This window comes from Streptomyces sp. NPDC053069, from assembly GCF_044546895.1.
In the GTDB taxonomy this organism is placed as follows: domain Bacteria; phylum Actinomycetota; class Actinomycetes; order Streptomycetales; family Streptomycetaceae; genus Streptomyces.
Map to the genome: position 1 here is coordinate 214,714 of NZ_JBITZN010000006.1, position 19,613 is coordinate 234,326.

The following is a 19,613-nucleotide window of genomic DNA, read 5'->3' on the forward strand; positions in this document are numbered from 1 at the left end:
CGCCCTCCCCCTTCTGCAGTGCGGTGCGCCCCCGGAGGGCGACCGTGCCACTTTACGGTGTCCGTGTTCCGCCCATGCGGGCGCTCCGGCCCCCGAAGACGCTGACATCGCCCGCCGGGTTGCCCCGAACGGGTGTGAGCGATGATGGAGAAGTCCTCTCTCGTCGTTCTCGTGGCGTCCGTGTGGCGTCTCCCTCCCGGAAAGGTCTCCCATGGCACCGCGCATCCTGCTGGCCCGGCACGGACAGACGGAATGGTCGCTGTCCGGCAAGCACACCGGCAGGACCGACGTGCCGCTGCTGGAGGAGGGCAGGCGGGGAGCCAAGCTGCTCGGCGAGCGACTGCACCGGGCTCCGCTGGACGGGCTGCGGGGGGTGGAGGTGCGCACCAGTCCGCTGGCACGCGCGCGTGAGACGTGCGAACTGGCCGGCTTCGGGGACCGGGCCACCGTGTGGGACACACTCGTGGAGTGGGACTACGGCGCCTACGAGGGGATGACGCCGGCCGAGATCCAGGCCGTACGGCCGGGGTGGCTGATCTGGCGGGACGGGGTGCCGGAGGGCGAGAGCCTCGCCGAGGTGACCGCGCGTGCGGACGAGGTGGTCTCCTGGGCCCGCTCGTCCGATCGCGACGTCCTGGTCTTCGCCCACGGGCACATCCTCCGCTCCATAGGCGCCCGGTGGCTGGGCCTGCCGCTGGACTTCGCGGCGCGGATACGCCTGAACCCGACCTCGCTGTCCGTCCTCGGCTGGGCCTACGGCGAGCCGGCGATCGAGAGCTGGAACGACGTGGGGCACTTGGCGGGATGATCGGGTGCGGGGGCTGGGCGGCACCCTGAAGGGGGCGCGGGTCACTGCGCGAGCGACCCCGCGCACCGCAGCCCGGAGACCACCGGCAGCCCCTGCCCGGAGCGGTTATGCCCTCCCGGTTCTCGGCATGGACGCATGCCGGTCCAGGAACTCCGACACCCCCGACGCCCGCCGGTGGGGCAACAGCACCCGAGCCGTCCCCGCCAGCATCCCCTGGACGCGGGAGGACTGGACCTGGTCCAGCAATGACAGCACCCTCAGACCGGCTGCCGCCGCCTCGTCGGGACGGCCCTCGCGGGCCAGGTCGTCCGCCAGCTCGGCCATGTACAGGGCGATGTTCCGCGTGAAGTGCGGATCCTGCAGATGCGCCGCCCGGCGCGCGTGCCGGGACGCGCGCCGCCAGTCACCCAGCGTGGACCAGCACTGCGCCTCAAGCCCCTCCAGCTCGGCCTCGCCGTAGAAGCTCATCCACTCGGGGTCGGCGTCCGATCGGCCCCGCGCGAAGAGCGCCTGGGCCCGGACGAGAGCCTGTTCGCAGCCCGTGCGGTCGGCGAGCCCCGCCCAGCCGCCGGCTTCGCGCAGCGCGAGCAGGGACATCAGCCGCGCCGAACCCAGCGGAGCGGCTGCGCGCTGGGCGGCCTGCGCGGCGCGGACCGCCTCGCGCGGGCGGCCGGCGTCCCGCGCAAGGAACGCGGTGTTGCAGAAGGCGTGTGCCTCCAGCGCCGGGTCCCCGGTCATCCGGGCGGTGGCCAGCGCCTCCGCATAGTGCGAGCGGGCGTCGTCGAAGCGGCCCGAGTCGTGCGCCAGCCAGCCCACGGAGATGGCGAGTTCACCGGCGCCCGAGTGCAGGCGGTCGGCGGTGGTCTGCCGGGTCGCGCCGGCGTCCAGCAGCGCGTAGGCCGCGCGCAACGGAGCGGCCGCGCGCCGGTAGAGGCCGTCCGCGCCGTGCCGGTCGTCGAGCAGCCGGATACGGCGGACCGCCTCCTCCAGGGCGGCCGCCTCGGGCGTTCCCGGCCGGCGAGCGGTGCGGACCGCCGCGGCGGCGTCCGTGGTGAGCCCCAGCGGGCCCAGCGTGGCGGCGGCCACCGTGGCGCCTCCGCCGGTCATGAATGCGCGACGCAGCACGTCGCTCTCCTCGTGGTTCGGATGGTCTTTCGCGTACGGCTCGTGCGGGTCGTACGGGTCCTGTGTGTCATACGGTTCGAAGGCCGCCGGCGTCTCACCGGCCCCCCGGCCCTCACCGTTGATGAGTGCCCCGGGCATGGCCGCCGTCGTCCGCGCCGCGCGCCCGCGGACGGACGAGCGGGGCGCGAAGCCGAGGTCGGTGAGCGTGCGGCCGGGGAACATGTGCAGGAACACCCGTTCGTACGCGTAGTTGGGGCAGCGGATCTCGCCCGCCTCGACCCTGCCGACATACCGCGCGTCACAGCTCACCCGCTCACCGATCTCGCGCGCGGCACGGCGTACCAGTGCCGCGAACTCGGCCGGTGAACGACTGCCGCGCAGCTGCCGGAAGGCGAGGTTCGGCCGGGGTGGCCGTTCGGGCTGTGACGCGGTCTCGGTTGACGACGCCATGGCCGGGTCCTCTCGTGCGAACCGTCGAACCATGCCGGATCCGGGACGGATTCGGGACGAGTTGTCCGAGTGACGTCCTGGTTCCGGCGGGCATGAACGTACCTGCTGTGAAGGGTCCGCCACGCTGTGTTTGGCTACAAACCGGATATCTCATCCACGATCCGCCATGAAGTGCCATCCTTTGCGGCGCACTTGTGCCGTAGCCGTTGACGCGTTCACGCGTTGGACCCCGTGGACCGCAACAGGGCTGTGTGGTGGAGGCCGGCATGGAGACCAGCCAGAGCAACGAACCTTGTACCTCGCCGTCGTCGGCCGCGAAGGGTGCGGCGGCCGAGGCGGCCTGCGACCTCGTGACGGTACCGGCCCGGCAGGGCCTTGAGGCGGTCGACATCCTGCGACGCGGCGCCGGCGACGCGATGGGACCCGTGCTGCACGACGGCGGCTGCGCCACCCTCGGTTTCCTGGTTCCGGCCGGCACGGCGGCCTGCTGGGACGTGCCGGGCAGCACCTGTACGGAGACGGACGGGCGTGGACTGAGACTCGATCCCGAGCCGCCGGTGGAGGGCTCCGACTGGCTGCTGCCGCCCGGCGAGGCCGACCTCGCCACCGATCCGGTGGTGCTGCGCCGGGCCCTCGGGGAGGCGGCCCGGATGATCGAGGCGGCCGACAGCCGCCGGTGAGGCGCCCGCCCGTACGGGCTGCGAAAATGGTCCGATGGGCAGGTCCAGGAACACACGGCGGACACGGGACACGCGGCGCGGGCCGGCCGTCGAAGCCGTCGTGGAGGCGGTCGACGGCGGGCTCGCTCAGCTGGTGCCCGACCCCGACCGCAACCGGGCCTGGACGCTGCTGATCGACGGCGCGCCCCAGTCGCACGTCGACCTGGACGACCCCGCGTACCTCTCCTTCGAGTACCAGCGCCGCCTCGGCCATGTCATCGACCTTCTCGCCCCGCCCGGCAGGCCCGTGCACGCCGTGCATCTCGGCGGCGGCGCGTTCACCCTCGCCCGGTACACCGCAGCGACCCGCCCCCGCTCCACCCAGCAGGTCGTCGAACGCGACGCGACCCTGGTCCAACTGGTCCGCCGGGAGCTGCCGTTGGACCCGAACGCGCGGATACGGGTGCGCTCGGCGGACGCCCGCGCGGGGCTGGCGAAGGTCCCGGACGGGTGGGCGGACCTGGTCGTCGCGGACGTCTTCAGCGGCGCCCGCACCCCCGCCCACCTCACCTCCACCGAGTTCCTGGACGAGGTCCGCCGGGCCCTGAAGCCGTCCGGGGTCTACGCGGCCAACCTGGCCGACGGCCCGCCCCTCGCCCACCTGCGCGGCCAGATCGCCACCGCCGCCGCCCGGTTCGCCGAGCTGGCGCTGATCGCCGATCCGGCCGTCCTGCGCGGCAAGCGCTTCGGCAACGCCGTCCTGGTCGCCTCCGACGCCCCGCTCCCGCTCGCCGACCTCACCCGCCGCGCCGCCGCCGACCCGCACCCGGGCCGGGTCGAACACGGCAAGCCGCTGAGGGACTTCACCGGCGGCGCACTCCCGGTGACGGACGCCACGGCGGCGGCCTCCCCGGCCCCACCGCCCTCGGTGTTCCGCTGACGCCCCGGCCCTTCCCGCGGTTGCTCGGCCGCCGTTCGGGAGCTCAGTAGCTGCCCACCTCCACATGCGGCGGACCGTCGTGCCAGGCACAGAAAACCGAGACCCGGTCCGTGCCCCGGCTGAACTCCACGCGGATCCATGTCTGCGTCTTCCACACCTGCATCGACCAGCCGGTCCCCGGCGTCGCCGAGACGAGGGTGGCGCTGGAGGCGTCCAACTCGAACACCGCCCGGCCGCCGTCGGTGTCGTACGACTTGACCCGGCCCGACGTGGTGGCGGGGGAGGGGGCGCGGGTGGGCGTCCGGGAGGGCGTCGGCGGCCGGCTCGACGGGCTCTTCGACGGCGCCGGCCGGTGCGCCGGCGGGGGCAGCGCCTTGCCGCCCTGCGCGGTGGCGTCGGCGGCGGTGACCGGCAGGGCGCGCGGCGGGTCGTACGCCGTCCCCGCCATCACCGTGTGCACGCCCCACCACGACAGCGTGACCGCCGCTCCCGTCGCGAGCAGCCACGCCAGTACGTGTACGAGTCCTCTGCGCATGGCGGGTCATACTGCCTCAGGGGCACCGCGGTGCGCACATGCTCCGAGTTGTCCACAGGTGCCCGCCCGGTGTGGTCCGCATGGCGTACGGTGCGGCGCATGGCAAGTGTGCTCGTGGTCGAGGACGACCAGTTCGTACGCTCGGCGCTCATCCGGCATCTGACCGACGCCGCACACACCGTGCGCAGCGTCGGTACGGCGCTGGAGGCGCTGCGCGAGGTCGCCCATTTCCGCTTCGACGTGGTCGTCCTCGACCTCGGACTGCCGGACCTGGACGGCTCCGAAGCGCTGAAGATGCTCCGCGGCATCACCGACGTCCCCGTCATCGTCGCCACCGCACGGGACGACGAGACGGAGATCGTCCGGCTGCTCAACGCCGGTGCGGACGACTACCTGACCAAGCCGTTCTCCGTCGAGCACCTGTCCGCCCGGATGGCGGCCGTACTGCGCCGGGCCCGCTCCGGCGGAGGGGAGGCCCCGCCCTCGTCCGTGCTCCGCGTCGGCGGCCTGACCGTCGACCCGCTGCGCCGCCAGGCCGAACTGGACGGGGTCCGCCTCGACCTCACCCGTCGCGAGTTCGACCTGCTCGCCTTCCTCGCCGGCCGCCCCGGGGTCGTCGTCCCGCGCAAGGAACTCCTCGCCGAGGTCTGGCAGCAGTCCTACGGCGACGACCAGACCATCGACGTACATCTGTCCTGGTTGCGCCGGAAACTGGGGGAGACGGCCGCCCGGCCCCGCTATCTCCACACGCTCCGGGGCGTCGGCGTGAAGCTCGAACCCCCCGTGGCACCGGCTGCGGACGGGGAGCCGGTCCGATGAGATGGGCCCTGGTCAAGGTGTGCCTGGCGGTCACCACGATGGTCGTGGTCGCCTTCGCGGTCCCGCTCGGGCTGGTCGTCAAGGAGATGGCCCGTGACCGGGCCTTCTCCAACGCCGAACGGCAGGCCGCCGCGGTGGCGCCCGCGCTGTCCATCACCACCGACCGGGACGAACTGGAGCGCGTCGTCGCCTCCGCCGGTGCCGACTCCGGCATGGCCGTGCATCTGCCCGCCGCCGACGGCCGGTCGGCACTCGACCTCGGCAGACAGCGCGCCACCGGCCGCGACATCCAGGCGGTGCGGAAACTGGGCCGGGCCTCCACGACCTCCGTCTCCGGCGGCTCCACGCTGCTCCAGCCGGTCGCGCTCGGCTCCGGCGCCATAGCGGTCGTCGAGGTCTACGTCCCCGAGTCCGAGGTGACCAACGGCGTCGGCACGGCCTGGGCGGTGCTCGCGGCCGTCGGCCTGGCGCTGATCGTCGGCTCCGTCGCGGTCGCCGACCGGCTCGGGGTGCGCATGGTGCGCCCCGCCCAGCGGCTGGCCGAGGGCGCGCACGAACTGGGCGAGGGCCGGCTGGGCGCCCGGGTGCCGGAGGACGGTCCGACCGAACTGCGACTGGCCGCCGTGGCGTTCAACTCCATGGCCGACCAGGTCGTCCAACTCCTCGCCAATGAACGGGAGCTGGCCGCCGACCTCTCCCACCGCCTGCGCACCCCGCTCACCGTCCTGCGGCTCAACACGGCCTCCCTCGGCGCGGGGCCCGCCGCCGAGCAGACCCGCGCCGCCGTCGCCCAGCTGGAGCGCGAGGTCGACACCATCATCCGTACGGCCCGGGAGGCCAAGCCACAGACGGTCGCGGCCGGGCCCGGCGCCGGATGCGACGCGGCCGAAGTGGTGCGCGAGCGCATGGAGTTCTGGTCCGCGCTCGCCGAGGACGAGGGCCGCAAGTGGCGGGTGGCCGGAATCGAGCGGCCGGTGCGCATACCCGTGGCCCGCGCCGACCTGGCCGCGGCCCTCGACGCCCTGCTCGGCAATGTCTTCCGGCACACCGCCGAGGGCACCGCCTTCGCGGTCGACGTGCACAACGCCGAGGACGCGGTGATCGTGCTGGTCTCCGACGCGGGCCCCGGCATAGCCGACCCGGACGCCGCGATGGCCCGGGGCCGCGGCTCCGGCAACACCGGCTCGACCGGGCTCGGCCTCGACATCGTGCGCCGGCTCGCCGAAGCCACCGGCGGGGACGTCCGGATCGGATCCTCGGTGCTGGGCGGCACCGAGGTGCGGATCTGGTTCCAGCTGGACGGGCGGGGGCCGGTGGCGCGGGGCCGTGCGCGAAGACGCCGATCGGGCAAACCGGTCCCGACTGGTCTCGACCATTAATCGTCGCCGATCCCTTCCTTAAGCGAACCCTAAGGTCTGCAACGGCCGTCCCGATCAAGCCATTTGTCCGATTCCGGATCGCTAGCGTGCTGCCGCACCTCACCCCCGTGAACAGCGAAGGCAGGCACGCGCATGAGCACGCACCGGCGCAGGATCAGTGGCAGGAACAAGGCGATCGGCGGGCTCGTGGCCGCGGCCGCGGTCGGCGGCGGCGCCATCCTGCTGACCGGCACCGCGAACGCGGCCGGGGTCAACGCCGCGTACACCAGGACCAGCGACTGGTCGACGGGCTACACCGCGCAGTACGTCGTCACCAACAACAGCGCCCAGCCGGAGAAGACCTGGACGCTGGAGTTCGACCTGCCGGCCGGAGCCCGGCTCGGCTCGCTCTGGAACGGAGAGTCGAGCGTCAGCGGCCGGCACGTCACCGTGAAGCCCCCGAAGTGGGACAGGGACGGTCTGGCCCCCGGCAAGTCGGTCACCGTCGGCTTCGTGGTCAACGGCAGCGGCGACCCGGGGGGCTGTCGTATCGACGACGCGAAGTGCTCGGCGGACGACGCGCCCACTCCCGAGCCGAGCGGCCGCCCGACCAGCACCCAGTCGCCGGCCCCGACCCCCACCAAGTCGTCCACTCCCACCCCCACGCCGACCAAGAGCGCGACCCCCACGCCCACCGGCGGCACCGGCACCGGAAACGGCACCACCTCCTCCGCGGGATTCGCCCCGTACGTCGACACCTCCCTCTATCCGGCCTTCGACCTCCTCGCCGCCGCCGACGCGACCGGCGTGAAGAACTACAACCTCGCCTTCATCACCGACGGCGGCGGCTGCACCCCCAAGTGGGGCGGAGTGACCGACCTGACCAGCGACGGCGTCGCCGCGCAGATCGGCTCCCTGCGTGCCAAGGGCGGCGACGTCCGGGTCTCCTTCGGCGGCGCGTCCGGCTCCGAACTGGCCACCACCTGCTCCTCCGCCGACGCGCTGGCGGCGGCGTACGGCAAGGCGGTCGACGCGTTCAAGCTCACCAAGGTGGACTTCGACGTCGAGGGCGGCGCGCTGCCCAACACGGCGGCGAACACCCTCCGGGCGAAGGCGATAGCGAAGCTCCAGGCCCAGCACCCGGGCCTGGACGTCTCCTTCACCCTCCCCGTGCTGCCGCAGGGCCTCACCCAGGACGGCGTGAACCTCCTGTCCGACGCCAAGGCCAACGGCGTGAAGATCGGCACGGTCAACATCATGGCGATGGACTACGGCCCCTCGTTCAGCGGGGACATGGGTGACCTGGCCGAACAGGCGGCAACCGCCACCCAGGCGCAGGTCAAGAGCGTGCTGGGCCTTTCCGACTCCGCCGCCTGGAAGGCCGTCGCGGTCACCCCGATGATCGGTGTCAACGACGTCTCCTCCGAGGTCTTCAAGGTGGACGACGCCACCCAGCTGGCGACCTTCGCCAAGTCCAAGGGCCTCGGTGGCCTCTCGATGTGGTCCGCCACCCGCGACCAGCAGTGCGCCGGCGGCCCCAAGCCCACCGCCGACGCCACCTGCAGCTCGATCGCCCAGGACAAGCACGCCTTCTCGAAGGCGTTCGGCGCCTTCAAGTGATCCACCCCCCTGCGCGGGGGGCGCGGCACGACGGTGGGGTGCCGCGCCCCCCGGTAGCATCGGGTCATCCGGTGGACGAGGGGGCGCAGTGATCGAACTGTCCGACATGATCCGCGAGTTGAGGGAACAGCTGACGTCGGCCCTGACGGGCGGGGACGGGCAGCTCGTACGGTTCGAGGTCGGTCCGGTGGAGGTCGAGGCCACCGTCGCCGTCACCCGCGAGGCGGGCGCGGACGCCAAGGTGAAGCTGTGGGTCGTCGACGCGGGCGCGAACGGCAAGTACTCCAACGCGCAGACCCAACGGATCAAGGTCACGCTGACCCCGCAGACGATCCCGGCGGACGGCACCCCGGCCCGGCCTGTTCTGATCGCGGGCGGCGAGGTTGACGGCGAGCGGTGACCCGGGCCTTCGGCCGGCACAGGTCGCCGAGATCATCGCAGCGCCGTCCAACCGTGCTGAGGTCAGGCGCGGTACGGGCTATCTGTTCGCACCGGGCAAGGTCCTCACCGCCGCCCATGTCGTTGACGGCGCGAATGATGTGCACGTCCGTTTTCAGGCCGACCGGCCGGGTGAGCGGACCGTCGCGGCCGAAGTGCTGTACCGGCAGGACGGCATCGACGTCGCGGTACTCGCCATCACGGCCGAGCCGGTGGCCGGCATCACCCCCGCCACCTTCGGCCGGGTCGGTGACCAGGACGCGGTGCTGTCCTGCACCGCCATGGGCTTCCCGCGATTCAAGCTCCGTCGCGGCGAGGACGGTTCGCGCTTCCGCGACGCGGAGCACGTCCGCACCAGCTGCGCTGTACTCTCCAACCGGCGTGAGGGCACCCTCGACCTCGCCATCACCTCGCCTCCCGCCGACGACCCGGAGCCTGGCCGGGACGTCTGGGAAGGCATGTCCGGGGCGGCCGTCTTCGGCAACGGGCGACTCATCGGCATCGTTGCTCGCCACCACCGCAGCGACGGCCCCGGTCGCATCGCCGCGCTCCGGGTCGACCGCTGGGCCGAAGCGCTCCCCGACGCGGAGCTGGCTCTCCTGGAGGAGGCGTTGGGCTGCGAGCTGGCCACCGAGAAACTGCCTGAGGTGATACCGGCCACTACGTTCGCCCTGATTCAGGAGGCCTACCGCACCCAGCTCGCCGAGGACTTCGCCCCCGAGGAACTCAAGGGCCGGGAGTCCGAGCTGCGCGAGCTCGTCGCGTTGTGCAGCGGCCCCGATCAGTATCTGAGGCTTCAGGGGCGGCCCTGGTCCGGAAAGACCTCGCTGGCCGCATGGTTCGCACTGCACCCGCCCCGCGGAGTCGTCCCGGTGTGGTTCTTCATCACCTCGCGCAACGCACACCAGTCGGACAGCGACGCCTTCACCAGCGCCCTCATCGACCAGCTCGCCGCCATCGCGGGTCATGCGCCGTTCGGTCAGCACTCGCCGGGGGCCCGCGACGGGCTGCGGGGCCTGCTCCTGCGCAAGGCCGCCGAACGTGTCGCACAGTACGGTGGCACCCTGCTCCTCGTGGTGGACGGACTCGACGAGGACCAGTCCCTCGCACACGGTGGAAGCGGACCGAGCATCGCGTCACTGCTGCCGCGGCGGCCTCCCCCGAACGTCCGCGTCCTGGTGACCGGCCGACCGAGCCCCGACCTTCCCCTGGACGTGAACGACGAACACCCCTTGCGTCACTGCCGGGTCCTCGAACTCACGGCGACAGCGGAGGCACGGCACACCGAGTACAAGGCCAGGCTCGACCTCCGGCGGGCGCTGTCCGGAGACCGGTTGCAGGTCGACCTGGTCGGGCTGCTCGCCGCGGCACGCGGCACACTCACGGCTGAAGACCTGCGCGAACTGACCGGCGCGCGCCACCACGAGCTGACCGGACGGCTCGGCAGTGCCTTCGGCCGTATCCTGCGCGAGCGCGGTACCGGCGTCGACAGCGGCGGAGACGTGACCCTGTACGTGGCGGGCCGCGGCTACCTCTTCGCACACGAGACCCTTCTCACCGCGGCCGAGGAGGAACTCGGGCCGGACCTGGACACGTACGCCGAGCGTCTGCACAGCTGGGCGGAGGCCCATGCACGCAAGGGGTGGCCGGCCGACACCCCGCTGTACCTGCTCCAGCCGTACGGCCGTCTGCTCACACAGTTCCAGGACGTACGTCGTATCCGTGCCCTCGCCACGGACGCTCGCCGACGCGACCGGCTGCGGGAGGTCACCGGCAGCGACGCGGCGTGCCTCGCGGAGATCGAGGCGGCACGACAGGTGGTACGCAGCAACGCCCCTGATGACCTGGGGACACTGGCAGCCCTTGCAGCCGTGGCGGATCTGCTCGCCTGGCGCAACGAGTCGCTGCACCCGGACATCCCCGCGGTCTACGCCCGCCTGGGTCGCGTGCGCCATGCGATCGGGCTCGCCCGCAGTGTCTTCGATCCGTTCCACAGCGCACGCGCACTGGCCCGGATTGCACGCGTTCTGGCCGAAGCGGGGGACCGGCGGGCCGTGGGGCTGGCCGAGGAAGCGCTGGAACTGACGCGGAGGACGGTGGGCGAGAATCAGTGGTCCCACGGCGACGGGATCGTCGACGACGCGCTGCGGGAGCTGGCCGCCGTCTTGATGGCGACGGGCGAGGAGGGTGAGGCACTGCGCCGGCTCGGCGAGTCGCGACCGCCGAGCAAGAGGCGGGGCGTCGAGGCGTTGGCCATGGTCGCCCGCGCTGCCAAGGACCCACAGTGCGCGGCCGACTTGTTGCACCACACGGAAAAACTGGCGCGAGGTATCACCTTCCTGCCCGACCGTGTCCGTGCGCTGGGTGCCACGGCCGAAGCATGGACGGCCCATGCAGCGCCGAGCCGTGCCGCACGTCTGTACGACGAAGTGGCCGCCCTCGCCGAGGAGCACGCCTACGCCTCAGGAAATGTCCCCGCGGCCGCCGCACGGATCCTGCACACCGTGAACCGGCCCCAGGCGGAGCGCATGATCCGGCTCGCCCTCGAAGCTCACGGGCGAGGGGGGCTGATGGCGCCCGGCAATGAAGAGGACGCCTACGACACGGTGTCCGCGCTCGCCGAGACCCATCGCACAGCCGAGGCACACGAACTCCGGGAGGTTCTGCTGCGGTGGTCCCATCCGTCGCGGAGTGTGGGACCTGCGATGGCCGTGGGGTGGGCCCGGGAGGGTCGCGTCTTGCAAGCGTGGGAGGAACTCGAGGGCTTCTGGGAGCTTCATGACCCCTCCGAGGAGGACGATTCCGTCGGCCGGGTCGTGGGACTGCTCGCCACGGCAGGAGCCGCCGACGAGCTGGAGACCCTGCTGCTCACCGGGACGAACACCTGGTGGTGGCAAGGGGTCGCCGGAGCACTCGCCGCGCTCGCGGACCACTTCGCCGACACCGATCCCGCCCGGTCGTTGAGATTGCTCCGCCAGGCGGAGCGTGGCAACCAGCTGAGGGGCGGGACGGACGAGACTTACAGCTGGATCGACGCCTCCCGCCAGGACGAGCGCCTCGCCGTGCTCGCGGGAGCACTCGCCGCCACGGGCTCACCGGACGACGCCGAGTGTCTTGTCGAGGCGATCCGCACGCCCGACATGTGTGCCTTCGCGTACGCCGCCGCGGCGGTGGCCCTCGGGGACGTGGACGCTTCTCGAGCGACATGTCTGGCGGAGCAGGCGGCCCGTACGGCCGAGCTCGGCGGCGGCTGGGACGAGGTCGTGCGTGCCGGAGTGCTGACCGCCGTCGTCCAGGCACTGGCGAGCACAGGAGGGGCTGAGCGGGCCATGAAGCTGGTGCAACAGCTCGGAAGAGGCCGGACCGACTACTTCTTCGCCGATCAAGCTCGTGCGATCGTGGTGACATCCCTGTGGCCGCACGATCCGGACAGGGCGGAGCACTTGGCCGATGCCCTGTTCCGCGAGCACCGGGACAGGCACCCTCCATCCGTGCCTGCCCTCCTCGGGCTGCTGGCCGCGACGGCTCCCCACGACGCCGAGCGCGCCGCCCGTGTCCAGGCACTGCTGCGGCGGGTCGACGTGGACGATCCCACGGCATGCGAATACGGGGAGAGGGCCCTGATCGTGCTGGCCACCGCCGCGAACGATCCGGAGAGGACCCGGGGCCGACTCGACCGACTGGCGCGGGAGGACAGAGCGGTGCGGGATCTCCGGGCGGCGGTCGCGGAGGCCTTCACTCACACCGCGTTGGGGAACCACGCCGAGGCCAGGGCCGTTGTCCAGGGCTTCGGGCGCGATGAGGAGCTCGCGTCGGCCGCCCTCTCCGCCCTCGCCGGTCACGCTGCCTGCGCACCCGTCGACCCCGGCGGCCTGATCGGCGGTGGCGGCGGCATCCGCGCCGCACTCGCCCGCCGCATCGCCGCGCACCTCCACCCGCCCCCCGACGGCCCGGATCCCGCTCGGGCGAGGTCCCTCCTCGCCGAGGCACTCACCCCGGAGGGCTGGTACCACGCCGTTCCCGTCCTGGCCGTGGTCGACCCCGGCGCCGTGCGCTGCGTCCGGGACGCCGTCTTTGCGCACCTCGGCCTCGACGACTAGCTCACCGAGAACCGACCTCGGCAGACGCGGGGTGCGGTACTCCCTTTACTGCCGCACGCCGTCCCGGCATGCTCAGACTCCAGGCTCCACCCCCGGCAACACCCCCGTCCGGGCCACCTCCCCATACCACCGCGCGCTCGACTTCGGTGTCCGCTCCAGCGTCCCGTAGTCCACGTACACCGCCCCGAACCGCTTCCCGTAGCCGTACGCCCACTCGAAGTTGTCCAGCAGGGACCACAGGTAGTAGCCGCGGACGTCGGCGCCGTCGGTGATGGCCCGGCGGACCGCCGCGAGGTGGTCGTGCAGGTAGGCGATGCGCTCGGGGTCGTGGACGCGGCCGTCGGGGTCGGGTTTGTCGTCGTAGGCGGCGCCGTTCTCCGTGATGTAGAGGGGCAGACCCGGCGCCTCGCGGGTGTAGCGCAGGAGCAGGTCGTACAGGCCCGTCGGGTCGATGGTCCAGCCCATCTCGGTGCGCTCGCCCGGCGTCTGGTGGAACCGCACGTCGTCGGCGCCCGGCCAGGGGGAGTGGTCGCTGGCGCCGTGGCCGTCCGCCCGGGGACCCGCGGTCCCGCCGGACGCGGCCGAGACCAGGGCCGGGGTGTAGTAGTTCAGGCCCAGCGCGTCCAGCGGCACGTTGATCGTGCGTGTGTCGCCGTCGAGGACGTACGACCAGTCGGTGACCGAGGCCGTCGCCTCCAGCAGCGACGCGGGGTACGCGCCGTGCAGCATCGGGCCGTGGAAGACGCCGTTGGCCAGGTCGTCTATCCTGCGGGCCGCCGCGATGTCGGCGGGGTCCTGGGAAAGCGGCCGTACCACGGACGAGTTGAGGCTGATCGCGATCTCGTTCCGGGCCGGCATCACCGAGCGCAGGGCCGAAGCCGCCAGGCCGTGTGCGAGGTTCAAGTGGTGGGCGGCGCGCAGGGAGGCTGCCGGGTCGGTACGGCCGGGGGCGTGGACGCCGGAGCCGTATCCCAGGAAGGCGCTGCACCAGGGCTCGTTGAGGGTGATCCACTGCTCCACCCGGTCGCCCAGCGCCTCGCCGACCAGCCGGGCGTACTCGGCGAACCGGAACGCGGTGTCCCGCTGCGGCCAGCCGCCCGCGTCCTCCAGCTCCTGCGGCAGGTCCCAGTGGTAGAGGGTGAGCGCCGGCCTGATGCCCCGGGCGAGGAGTTCGTCCACCAGGCGGCGGTAGAAGTCCAGACCGCGCTGGACCACGGGGCCCCGGCCCGTCGGCTGCACCCGGGGCCAGGAGACCGAGAAGCGGTACGCGCTCAGGCCCAGCTCCGCCATCAGCGCCACGTCGTCGCGGTAGCGGTGGTAATGGTCGACGGCGATGTCCCCGGTGTCACCGCCGGCCGTCCTGCCCGGCGTATGGCTGAAGGTGTCCCAGATCGAGGGCGTGCGGCCGTCCTCCCGCACCGCCCCCTCGATCTGGTACGCCGAGGTCGCGGCACCCCAGAGGAAGGCGGAAGGAAAGGTCACGGAGGTAACGGGTTCGGGCATGGAAGCGCTCCCATTGGGGGTCGTAGGAGACCTGGCGTAGTGCGGGGGGGATGGAGAGGATCCGGAGGGGCCGGGGTGGTGGTGGCCCGGCCCCTGGGAGGGGTTCTCAGCCCTTGATCGCGCCCTGCATGATCCCGCCCACGATCTGCTTGCCGAACAGGACGAACGCGATCAGCAGCGGCAGCGTGCCCAGCAGCGCGCCCGCCATGATCACCGCCTGGTCCGGGACATAGCCGGTGCCGAGCGAGTTCAGGGCCACCTGCACGGTCGGGTTCTGCTGGTTCAGGGCGATGATCGGCCACAGGAAGTCGTTCCAGGCGAACACGAACGTCAGCAGGCCGAGTACGGCCATGGCCGGACGCGCCGCCGGGAAGACCACGTGCCAGACGATCCGGATGCTGCTCGCGCCGTCCACCCGGGCCGCCTCGATCAGCTCCGTCGGCAGCGCCTGCACCAGGTACTGCCGCATGAAGAACGTACCGAACGCGGTCACCAGGCTCGGCAGGATCACCGTCTGCAGCTGGTTGGACCAGCCGAGGTCCGACATCCACAAGTACAGCGGTACGACGGCCAGCTGCGGCGGGATCATCATCGTGCCGATGGTCAGCAGGAGCAGCAGGCCGGAGAAACGGAACCGCAGCTTGGCGAAGGCGAAGCCGGCCAGCGTGGAGAACAGCACCGTGCTCACCGTGATCGTGCCCGCCACGATCACCGAGTTGAACATCGCGGTACCGAGCCCCGCCTGGTCCCAGGCGCTCTGCAGGTTCTTGAACAGGTTGCCGCCGAACCACAGCGGCGGCGGGGTCTCGGCCAGCCTCCGGTCGGTGCGGGAGGCCGCGATGGCCGTCCACACCAGCGGGGCCAGGGAGACCAGCGCGAAGACGGTGAGCACGACGTACGTCACCGGACCCGCGTGCAGCTGCTTGCCCGCGCCCATCCGGCCCGGGCGGCGGGGCGCCTTCCGGGGCAGCGTCAGTTCACTGGTGGTCATTGGGACTTCCTCAGCCGTCGGGTGAGCAGCAGATTGACCGCGGCGACGAGCAGCAGGATCAGGAACATCGACCAGGCGATCGCGGACGCCTTGCCGAGGTTGCCGATGATCCAGCCCTGGTCGTACATGTACAGGCCGAGCGTCTGGAACTGGTGCTCCGAGCCGCCCTTGGACCCGCTGACCCCGCCGAACAGCAGCGGCTCACCGAAGAGCTGGGTCGCGCCGATGGTGGAGACCACGACCGTGAAGAGGATGGTCGGGCGCAGCTGCGGGATCGTCACATGCCGGAACTGCTGCCAGCGGTTGGCGCCGTCGATCGCCGCCGACTCGTACAGGTCGGTCGGGATCGCCTGCATGGCCGCCAGATAGATCAGCGCGTTGTAGCCGGTCCACCGCCAGATCACGATCGACGAGACCGCGAACTGCGAACCCCAGTCGGACTCGCGCCAGTTGACCGGGTCCGCCCCGAAGAAGTGCAGGATCCAGTTGACCATGCCGCCGTCCCACGAGTACAGCAGCGTGAACACCAGGGTCGCCGCGGCCACCGAGGTGGCGTACGGGGTCAGCATCACCACGCGCCAGACGGTCGAGCCGCGCAGCCTGTAGTTCAGCAGATGGGCCAGCCCGATCGCGGCCAGCAGCTGCGGCACGGTGGAGATGACCCCGATGGTCAGGGTGTTCTTCAGGGCGTTCCAGAAGAAGTCCGAGGACCACAGGTTCTGGTAGTTGTCCAGGCCCGCCCAGGTCTGGTGGTCCAGCGCGGACAGCTGCACGTGGTGCAGCGAGTACCAGGCCGTGTAGAGCAGCGGGACCAGGGTGAACGCCGCGAACAGGACGAAGAACGGGGACACGAACGCGTACGGCGACGCCTTCATGTCCCAGCGGTACAGCCGGCTGCGCCAGGAGTCGGCGCCCGCCGGCGTACCGCGACCGTGAGCGTCCCGGGCCGCGCCCGGCGGGGTACCGGGCGCGGCGTCGGCGCTCGTCGCGGAGTGCGCGAGGGCCTGCTCGGGGCTGGTCACTGGCCGAGCACGTCCTTGATCTCCTTGGCCGCGGCGTCCCAGCCCTGCGCGGGCGACTTGCCCTTCTGCTCGACCTGGAGGATGCCGATGTCGCTGATCGCGTTGTCGATCGGCTTGTCCTTGGCGCCGAGGGGCTGTGCCGGGATGGTCTTCGCCGAGTCGGAGAAGATCTGGGTGATCGGGGCGCCCGAGAAGTACGCCGTGGTGTCGGCCTGCGGCTTCAGGGTCGGGTACACCGAGGGGGTCGACGGGAAGCTGGCCTGCTTGGCGAAGACCTTCGCCTGCTGCTCGGGCGCGGTCAGCCACTTCGCCAGCGCGACGGCCTCCTTCTGGTGCCTGGTCGCGGTCGGTACGCCGAGGAAGGAGCCGCCCCAGTTCGACGCCGCCGGCGCCGCCGCCACGTCCCACTTGCCCTTGCCGGAGTCACCGGACTTCTGCTCGATGTAGCCGATCATCCAGGCCGGGCAGGCGACGGACGCGAAGGTGCCGTTGGCGAATCCCTGGTCCCAGGTCGGGTCGAACTGCTTGAGCTTCGCCGACATGTCGCTGGTGGCGGCGGTCATGGCGGCGTCCCAGGCCTTCTTCACGCCCTCGGACCTGTCCCAGACGACGTTGCCGTCCTTGTCGTAGTACCGCTCGCTCGCGCCGCCCACCGCCGCCATGTAGACGGAGGCGGCGGAGTCCACGAACTTGGTGCCCTTGGGGGCCTTCTTCATGTACTGCTTGCCGACGTCGACGTACTTGCTCCAGTCGCCCTTCCACATCCGGGCGAGCTTGGTCCGGTCGGTCGGCAGCCCGGCCTGCTGGAAGAGGTCCTTGCGGTAGCAGATGGCCATCGGCCCGGTGTCGGTCCCGAGCCCGATGAGCTTGCCGTCCTTGGTGGTGGCCTGGGCGTTCTTCCAGTCCAGCCACTGCGACTTGTCGACCTCCTTGCCGAGGTCGAGGAACTTGTCCGCCTGGGTCTGCACGGCCTCGGTGATGTTGCCGATCTCGATGGCCTCGATGTCGTCCGTTCCGGAGCCGGCCTGGAGGCGGGTGAGCACCTTCGGCCAGTACACGTCGGTACGGGTGGTGACGTTCTCCTTGATGTTGATGTCCGGATGCTGCTTCATGTACTCGTCGTAGAGGCCGGCCTGCTTGTAGCCGAAGACACCGAAGGTGCCGATGGTCAGCGTGATCTTGCCCTTGCCGTTTCCGCCGCCGTCCGAGTCGTTGGACGAGCCGTCGTCCGCGTCCTTGGCACAGCCGGCCAGCAGCCCCGTGGTCAGCGCGGCCACGGCCGCGAGGGCCATCAGCCGCTGGGACCGGCGGATGCTCGTGCGCATTGCGTCCTCCTGTTGCCTGACGTGCCGACCCCCCGGCCGACTGCATGGAATCGGGCCCGTTCGTACGCGCTGCGGCTCGGGCGGGGAACGTGCGGGTTGTGTAGGTGTCAGGTACTGTGGGAGCGCTCCCACCAGTGATGTGTTGAAGAGTCGCCGGTTCGGCGCGGGGTGTCAAGGGAGCGGACATCGGCAAGCGCGTTCAGTTATCGGCCCGTTAAGGGGGCCGGTGTTCTCCGGTGTCTCCGGGCGCCGGTCGCCGCTCGGCCGGCCCGTCCGGCGGTCGGCCGGAGGCAGGGAACGGGGGCCCGGGGGCGCAGCCCCTGGGACGGCAACGGCAGCGAACGGTGCTGTTACATTCCAGCCAGCACCAGGAGTCGGTCGAGAGAGGCGGAGCCCATGGCAAGCCACGGAGCGCGGGGCCGCGGCGGGGGCCGGCCCACGCTCGAGGAGGTCGCCGCCCGGGCCGGGGTCGGCCGGGGCACGGTCTCGCGGGTGATCAACGGCTCGCCCCGGGTCAGCGACGCCACCCGCGCCGCGGTCGAGGCGGCCGTGGCCGAGCTCGGCTACGTCCCCAACACGGCGGCCCGCGCCCTCGCGGCCAACCGCACCGACGCCATCGCCCTCGTGGTCCCCGAACCGGAGACCCGGTTCTTCGCGGAGCCGTACTTCTCGGACATGCTGCGCGGTGTCGGCTCCCAGCTCTCCGACACCGAAATGCAATTGCTGCTGATCTTCGCGGGCAGTGACCGGGAGCGGCAGCGCCTCGCGCAGTACCTGGCGGCCCACCGGGTGGACGGCGTCCTGCTCGTCTCGGTCCACGCCGACGACCCCCTGCCCGACCTGCTGGCCCAGCTGGAGATCCCGGCCGTGATCAGCGGCCCCCGCTCGGCCGGCGAGACGCTCACCTCGGTGGACTCGGACAACTACGGTGGCGCCCGCTCGGCGGTGGAGCACCTGCTGTCCCGGGGGCGCACCCGCATCGCCCACATCACCGGCCGCCTCGACGTCTACGGCGCCCAGCGCCGCCTCGACGGCTACCGCGACGCCCTGCGTGACGCGGGCCGCGAGCCGGACGAACTCCTCGTCGCGCCGGGGGACTTCACGGAGGAGGGCGGTCGCCGGGCGATGACCGTGCTGCTGCAGCGGCGCCCGGACCTGGACGCGGTCTTCGCCGGCTCGGACGTGATGGCGGCCGGCGCCCGGCAGGTGCTGCGTGAGGCGGGCCGCCGTATCCCGGACGACGTGGCGCTGGTCGGCTACGACGACTCCGCCATCGCCCGCCACATGGATCCGCCGCTCACCAGCGTGCGCCAGCCCATCGAGGAGATGGGCCGCGCGATGATCGACCTGCTCCTCACGGAAGTCGCCGACCGCCGCCCGCCCCTGTCCCGGGGACTGGAGCGGCAGCACGCGGTGCTGCCCACGGAGCTGGTGACACGGGCGTCGTCGTAGGGCCGCGCGGGGGTCGGGGCCGCTGCTCGTCGTCGTGGTTGGCGGCGCACCTGGGCCGGGGCCCGGCACGGGGCCGGTGACGGCGCCCGCATGCCCGGCACGGGCGCTCGCAGAACAGCGTGGAGCTGCGGGACACGGGGGCGGCCATGGCGGCGACGAATCTGTTCCGCACCCTCGGCGGCTCGGTGGGCGTGGCCGTCCTCGGCTCGCTGTTCACCCGGGCGGTGCCTGCCACGGCCAGTACGGCACAAAAGAATCAGCCGGTGACCCGTCTCGCGACGGAGTCACCGGCTGATCGGTGAGGGTGAGTGACGGGACTCGAACCCGCGACATCCTGGACCACAACCAGGTGCTCTACCAGCTGAGCTACACCCACCACGACCGGCGGTGGAACTTGTCGTTTCCCCGACCGGCCGAGAAGAAGTCTACAGGGTCCGAAGGGGTGCTCGCGCACACGTTTTCGCGAGC

The 19,613-nt window shown here is 71.9% G+C and carries 16 protein-coding genes and 1 tRNA gene; 10 read left to right on the plus strand and 7 right to left on the minus strand.

The window, feature by feature from the left end; translation table 11 throughout:
* The first annotated feature begins 211 nt into the window (after positions 1-211).
* Positions 212-808 (plus strand): histidine phosphatase family protein, encoded by a 597-nt coding sequence (locus ACIGXP_RS16135; RefSeq protein ID WP_363213942.1) that lies wholly within the window; start codon positions 212-214, stop codon positions 806-808.
* Between the two features lie 105 nt (positions 809-913).
* Here the strand turns inward: ACIGXP_RS16135 and ACIGXP_RS16140 are convergent, their stop codons facing one another.
* Positions 914-2,383, minus strand: a complete 1,470-nt coding sequence (locus tag ACIGXP_RS16140) for a hypothetical protein (protein WP_399768723.1) — start codon at positions 2,381-2,383, stop codon at positions 914-916.
* 266 nt (positions 2,384-2,649) lie between these two features.
* Between ACIGXP_RS16140 and ACIGXP_RS16145 the strand changes: the two genes are divergently transcribed.
* Both ACIGXP_RS16145 and ACIGXP_RS16150 read left to right on the plus strand, forming a co-directional pair.
* A complete protein-coding gene (locus tag ACIGXP_RS16145) occupies positions 2,650-3,063 on the plus strand; it encodes a hypothetical protein (protein WP_363213944.1) in 414 nt (137 codons plus the stop codon).
* A gap of 34 nt (positions 3,064-3,097) precedes the next feature.
* Complete coding sequence (locus ACIGXP_RS16150; protein WP_363213945.1) at positions 3,098-3,982, plus strand: fused MFS/spermidine synthase; 885 nt, start codon at positions 3,098-3,100, stop codon at positions 3,980-3,982.
* A 43-nt stretch (positions 3,983-4,025) separates the two neighbouring features.
* Here the strand turns inward: ACIGXP_RS16150 and ACIGXP_RS16155 are convergent, their stop codons facing one another.
* Complete coding sequence (locus ACIGXP_RS16155; RefSeq protein WP_399768726.1) at positions 4,026-4,517, minus strand: hypothetical protein; 492 nt, start codon at positions 4,515-4,517, stop codon at positions 4,026-4,028.
* Positions 4,518-4,616: 99 nt separating this feature from the next.
* Between ACIGXP_RS16155 and ACIGXP_RS16160 the strand changes: the two genes are divergently transcribed.
* The 5 genes from ACIGXP_RS16160 (at position 4,617) to ACIGXP_RS16180 (ending at position 12,852) form a co-directional block, all read left to right on the plus strand.
* Entirely contained in the window at positions 4,617-5,336 is a 720-nt protein-coding gene (locus ACIGXP_RS16160; RefSeq protein WP_399768728.1) for a response regulator transcription factor, read from the plus strand.
* Positions 5,333-6,715: a sensor histidine kinase gene (locus tag ACIGXP_RS16165; RefSeq protein ID WP_399768730.1), complete on the plus strand. Its 1,383-nt coding sequence runs from the start codon at positions 5,333-5,335 to the stop codon at positions 6,713-6,715. The genes ACIGXP_RS16160 and ACIGXP_RS16165 overlap by 4 nt, the downstream gene beginning before the upstream one ends.
* A 132-nt stretch (positions 6,716-6,847) precedes the next feature.
* Complete coding sequence (locus tag ACIGXP_RS16170; RefSeq protein WP_399768732.1) at positions 6,848-8,314, plus strand: cellulose binding domain-containing protein; 1,467 nt, start codon at positions 6,848-6,850, stop codon at positions 8,312-8,314.
* An 88-nt stretch (positions 8,315-8,402) separates the two neighbouring features.
* On the plus strand, positions 8,403-8,714 hold the full coding sequence (locus ACIGXP_RS16175; RefSeq protein WP_399768734.1) for a trypco2 family protein: 312 nt from the start codon (positions 8,403-8,405) through the stop codon (positions 8,712-8,714).
* Positions 8,698-12,852, plus strand: a complete 4,155-nt coding sequence (locus ACIGXP_RS16180; RefSeq protein WP_399768736.1) for a trypsin-like peptidase domain-containing protein — start codon at positions 8,698-8,700, stop codon at positions 12,850-12,852. The genes ACIGXP_RS16175 and ACIGXP_RS16180 overlap by 17 nt, the downstream gene beginning before the upstream one ends.
* 72 nt (positions 12,853-12,924) lie before the next feature.
* Here the strand turns inward: ACIGXP_RS16180 and ACIGXP_RS16185 are convergent, their stop codons facing one another.
* The 4 genes from ACIGXP_RS16185 to ACIGXP_RS16200 all read right to left on the minus strand — a co-directional run bounded on the left by ACIGXP_RS16185 (position 12,925) and on the right by ACIGXP_RS16200 (position 17,693).
* Complete coding sequence (locus tag ACIGXP_RS16185) at positions 12,925-14,355, minus strand: GH1 family beta-glucosidase (RefSeq protein ID WP_399768738.1); 1,431 nt, start codon at positions 14,353-14,355, stop codon at positions 12,925-12,927.
* Positions 14,356-14,461: 106 nt separating this feature from the next.
* Positions 14,462-15,346, minus strand: a complete 885-nt coding sequence (locus ACIGXP_RS16190) for a carbohydrate ABC transporter permease (RefSeq protein WP_399768740.1) — start codon at positions 15,344-15,346, stop codon at positions 14,462-14,464.
* The gene (locus tag ACIGXP_RS16195) at positions 15,343-16,368 is read right to left on the minus strand and encodes a sugar ABC transporter permease (protein ID WP_363213954.1); all 1,026 of its coding nucleotides are present in this window, start codon (positions 16,366-16,368) and stop codon (positions 15,343-15,345) included. The genes ACIGXP_RS16190 and ACIGXP_RS16195 overlap by 4 nt, the downstream gene beginning before the upstream one ends.
* Positions 16,365-17,693, minus strand: coding sequence for an extracellular solute-binding protein (locus tag ACIGXP_RS16200; RefSeq protein ID WP_363213955.1), 1,329 nt, complete (start codon positions 17,691-17,693; stop codon positions 16,365-16,367). Before ACIGXP_RS16200 ends, ACIGXP_RS16195 begins: the two co-directional genes overlap by 4 nt.
* 396 nt (positions 17,694-18,089) lie before the next feature.
* On the opposite strand from ACIGXP_RS16200, the gene ACIGXP_RS16205 reads away from it, so the two are divergent.
* Positions 18,090-19,145 carry a LacI family DNA-binding transcriptional regulator gene (locus ACIGXP_RS16205; RefSeq protein WP_399768743.1) on the plus strand — a complete coding sequence of 352 codons (1,056 nt, stop codon included), beginning with the start codon at positions 18,090-18,092 and terminating at the stop codon, positions 19,143-19,145.
* 146 nt (positions 19,146-19,291) lie between these two features.
* Positions 19,292-19,447: a hypothetical protein gene (locus ACIGXP_RS16210; protein WP_399768745.1), complete on the plus strand. Its 156-nt coding sequence runs from the start codon at positions 19,292-19,294 to the stop codon at positions 19,445-19,447.
* Position 19,448: 1 nt separating this feature from the next.
* Here ACIGXP_RS16210 and ACIGXP_RS16215 read toward each other — a convergent pair.
* Positions 19,449-19,521: transfer RNA gene (locus tag ACIGXP_RS16215), tRNA-His, on the minus strand.
* Positions 19,522-19,613 lie beyond the last annotated feature (92 nt).

Coding starts and splice junctions, on each gene's coding strand:
- ACIGXP_RS16135 (WP_363213942.1), top strand. CDS start 212: ATGGCACCGCGCATCCTGCTGGCCCGGCACGGACAGACGGAATGGTCG.
- ACIGXP_RS16140 (WP_399768723.1), bottom strand. CDS start 2,383: ATGGCGTCGTCAACCGAGACCGCGTCACAGCCCGAACGGCCACCCCGG.
- ACIGXP_RS16145 (WP_363213944.1), top strand. CDS start 2,650: ATGGAGACCAGCCAGAGCAACGAACCTTGTACCTCGCCGTCGTCGGCC.
- ACIGXP_RS16150 (WP_363213945.1), top strand. CDS start 3,098: ATGGGCAGGTCCAGGAACACACGGCGGACACGGGACACGCGGCGCGGG.
- ACIGXP_RS16155 (WP_399768726.1), bottom strand. CDS start 4,517: ATGCGCAGAGGACTCGTACACGTACTGGCGTGGCTGCTCGCGACGGGA.
- ACIGXP_RS16160 (WP_399768728.1), top strand. CDS start 4,617: ATGGCAAGTGTGCTCGTGGTCGAGGACGACCAGTTCGTACGCTCGGCG.
- ACIGXP_RS16165 (WP_399768730.1), top strand. CDS start 5,333: ATGAGATGGGCCCTGGTCAAGGTGTGCCTGGCGGTCACCACGATGGTC.
- ACIGXP_RS16170 (WP_399768732.1), top strand. CDS start 6,848: ATGAGCACGCACCGGCGCAGGATCAGTGGCAGGAACAAGGCGATCGGC.
- ACIGXP_RS16185 (WP_399768738.1), bottom strand. CDS start 14,355: ATGCCCGAACCCGTTACCTCCGTGACCTTTCCTTCCGCCTTCCTCTGG.
- ACIGXP_RS16190 (WP_399768740.1), bottom strand. CDS start 15,346: ATGACCACCAGTGAACTGACGCTGCCCCGGAAGGCGCCCCGCCGCCCG.
- ACIGXP_RS16200 (WP_363213955.1), bottom strand. CDS start 17,693: ATGCGCACGAGCATCCGCCGGTCCCAGCGGCTGATGGCCCTCGCGGCC.
- ACIGXP_RS16205 (WP_399768743.1), top strand. CDS start 18,090: ATGGCAAGCCACGGAGCGCGGGGCCGCGGCGGGGGCCGGCCCACGCTC.
- ACIGXP_RS16210 (WP_399768745.1), top strand. CDS start 19,292: ATGGCGGCGACGAATCTGTTCCGCACCCTCGGCGGCTCGGTGGGCGTG.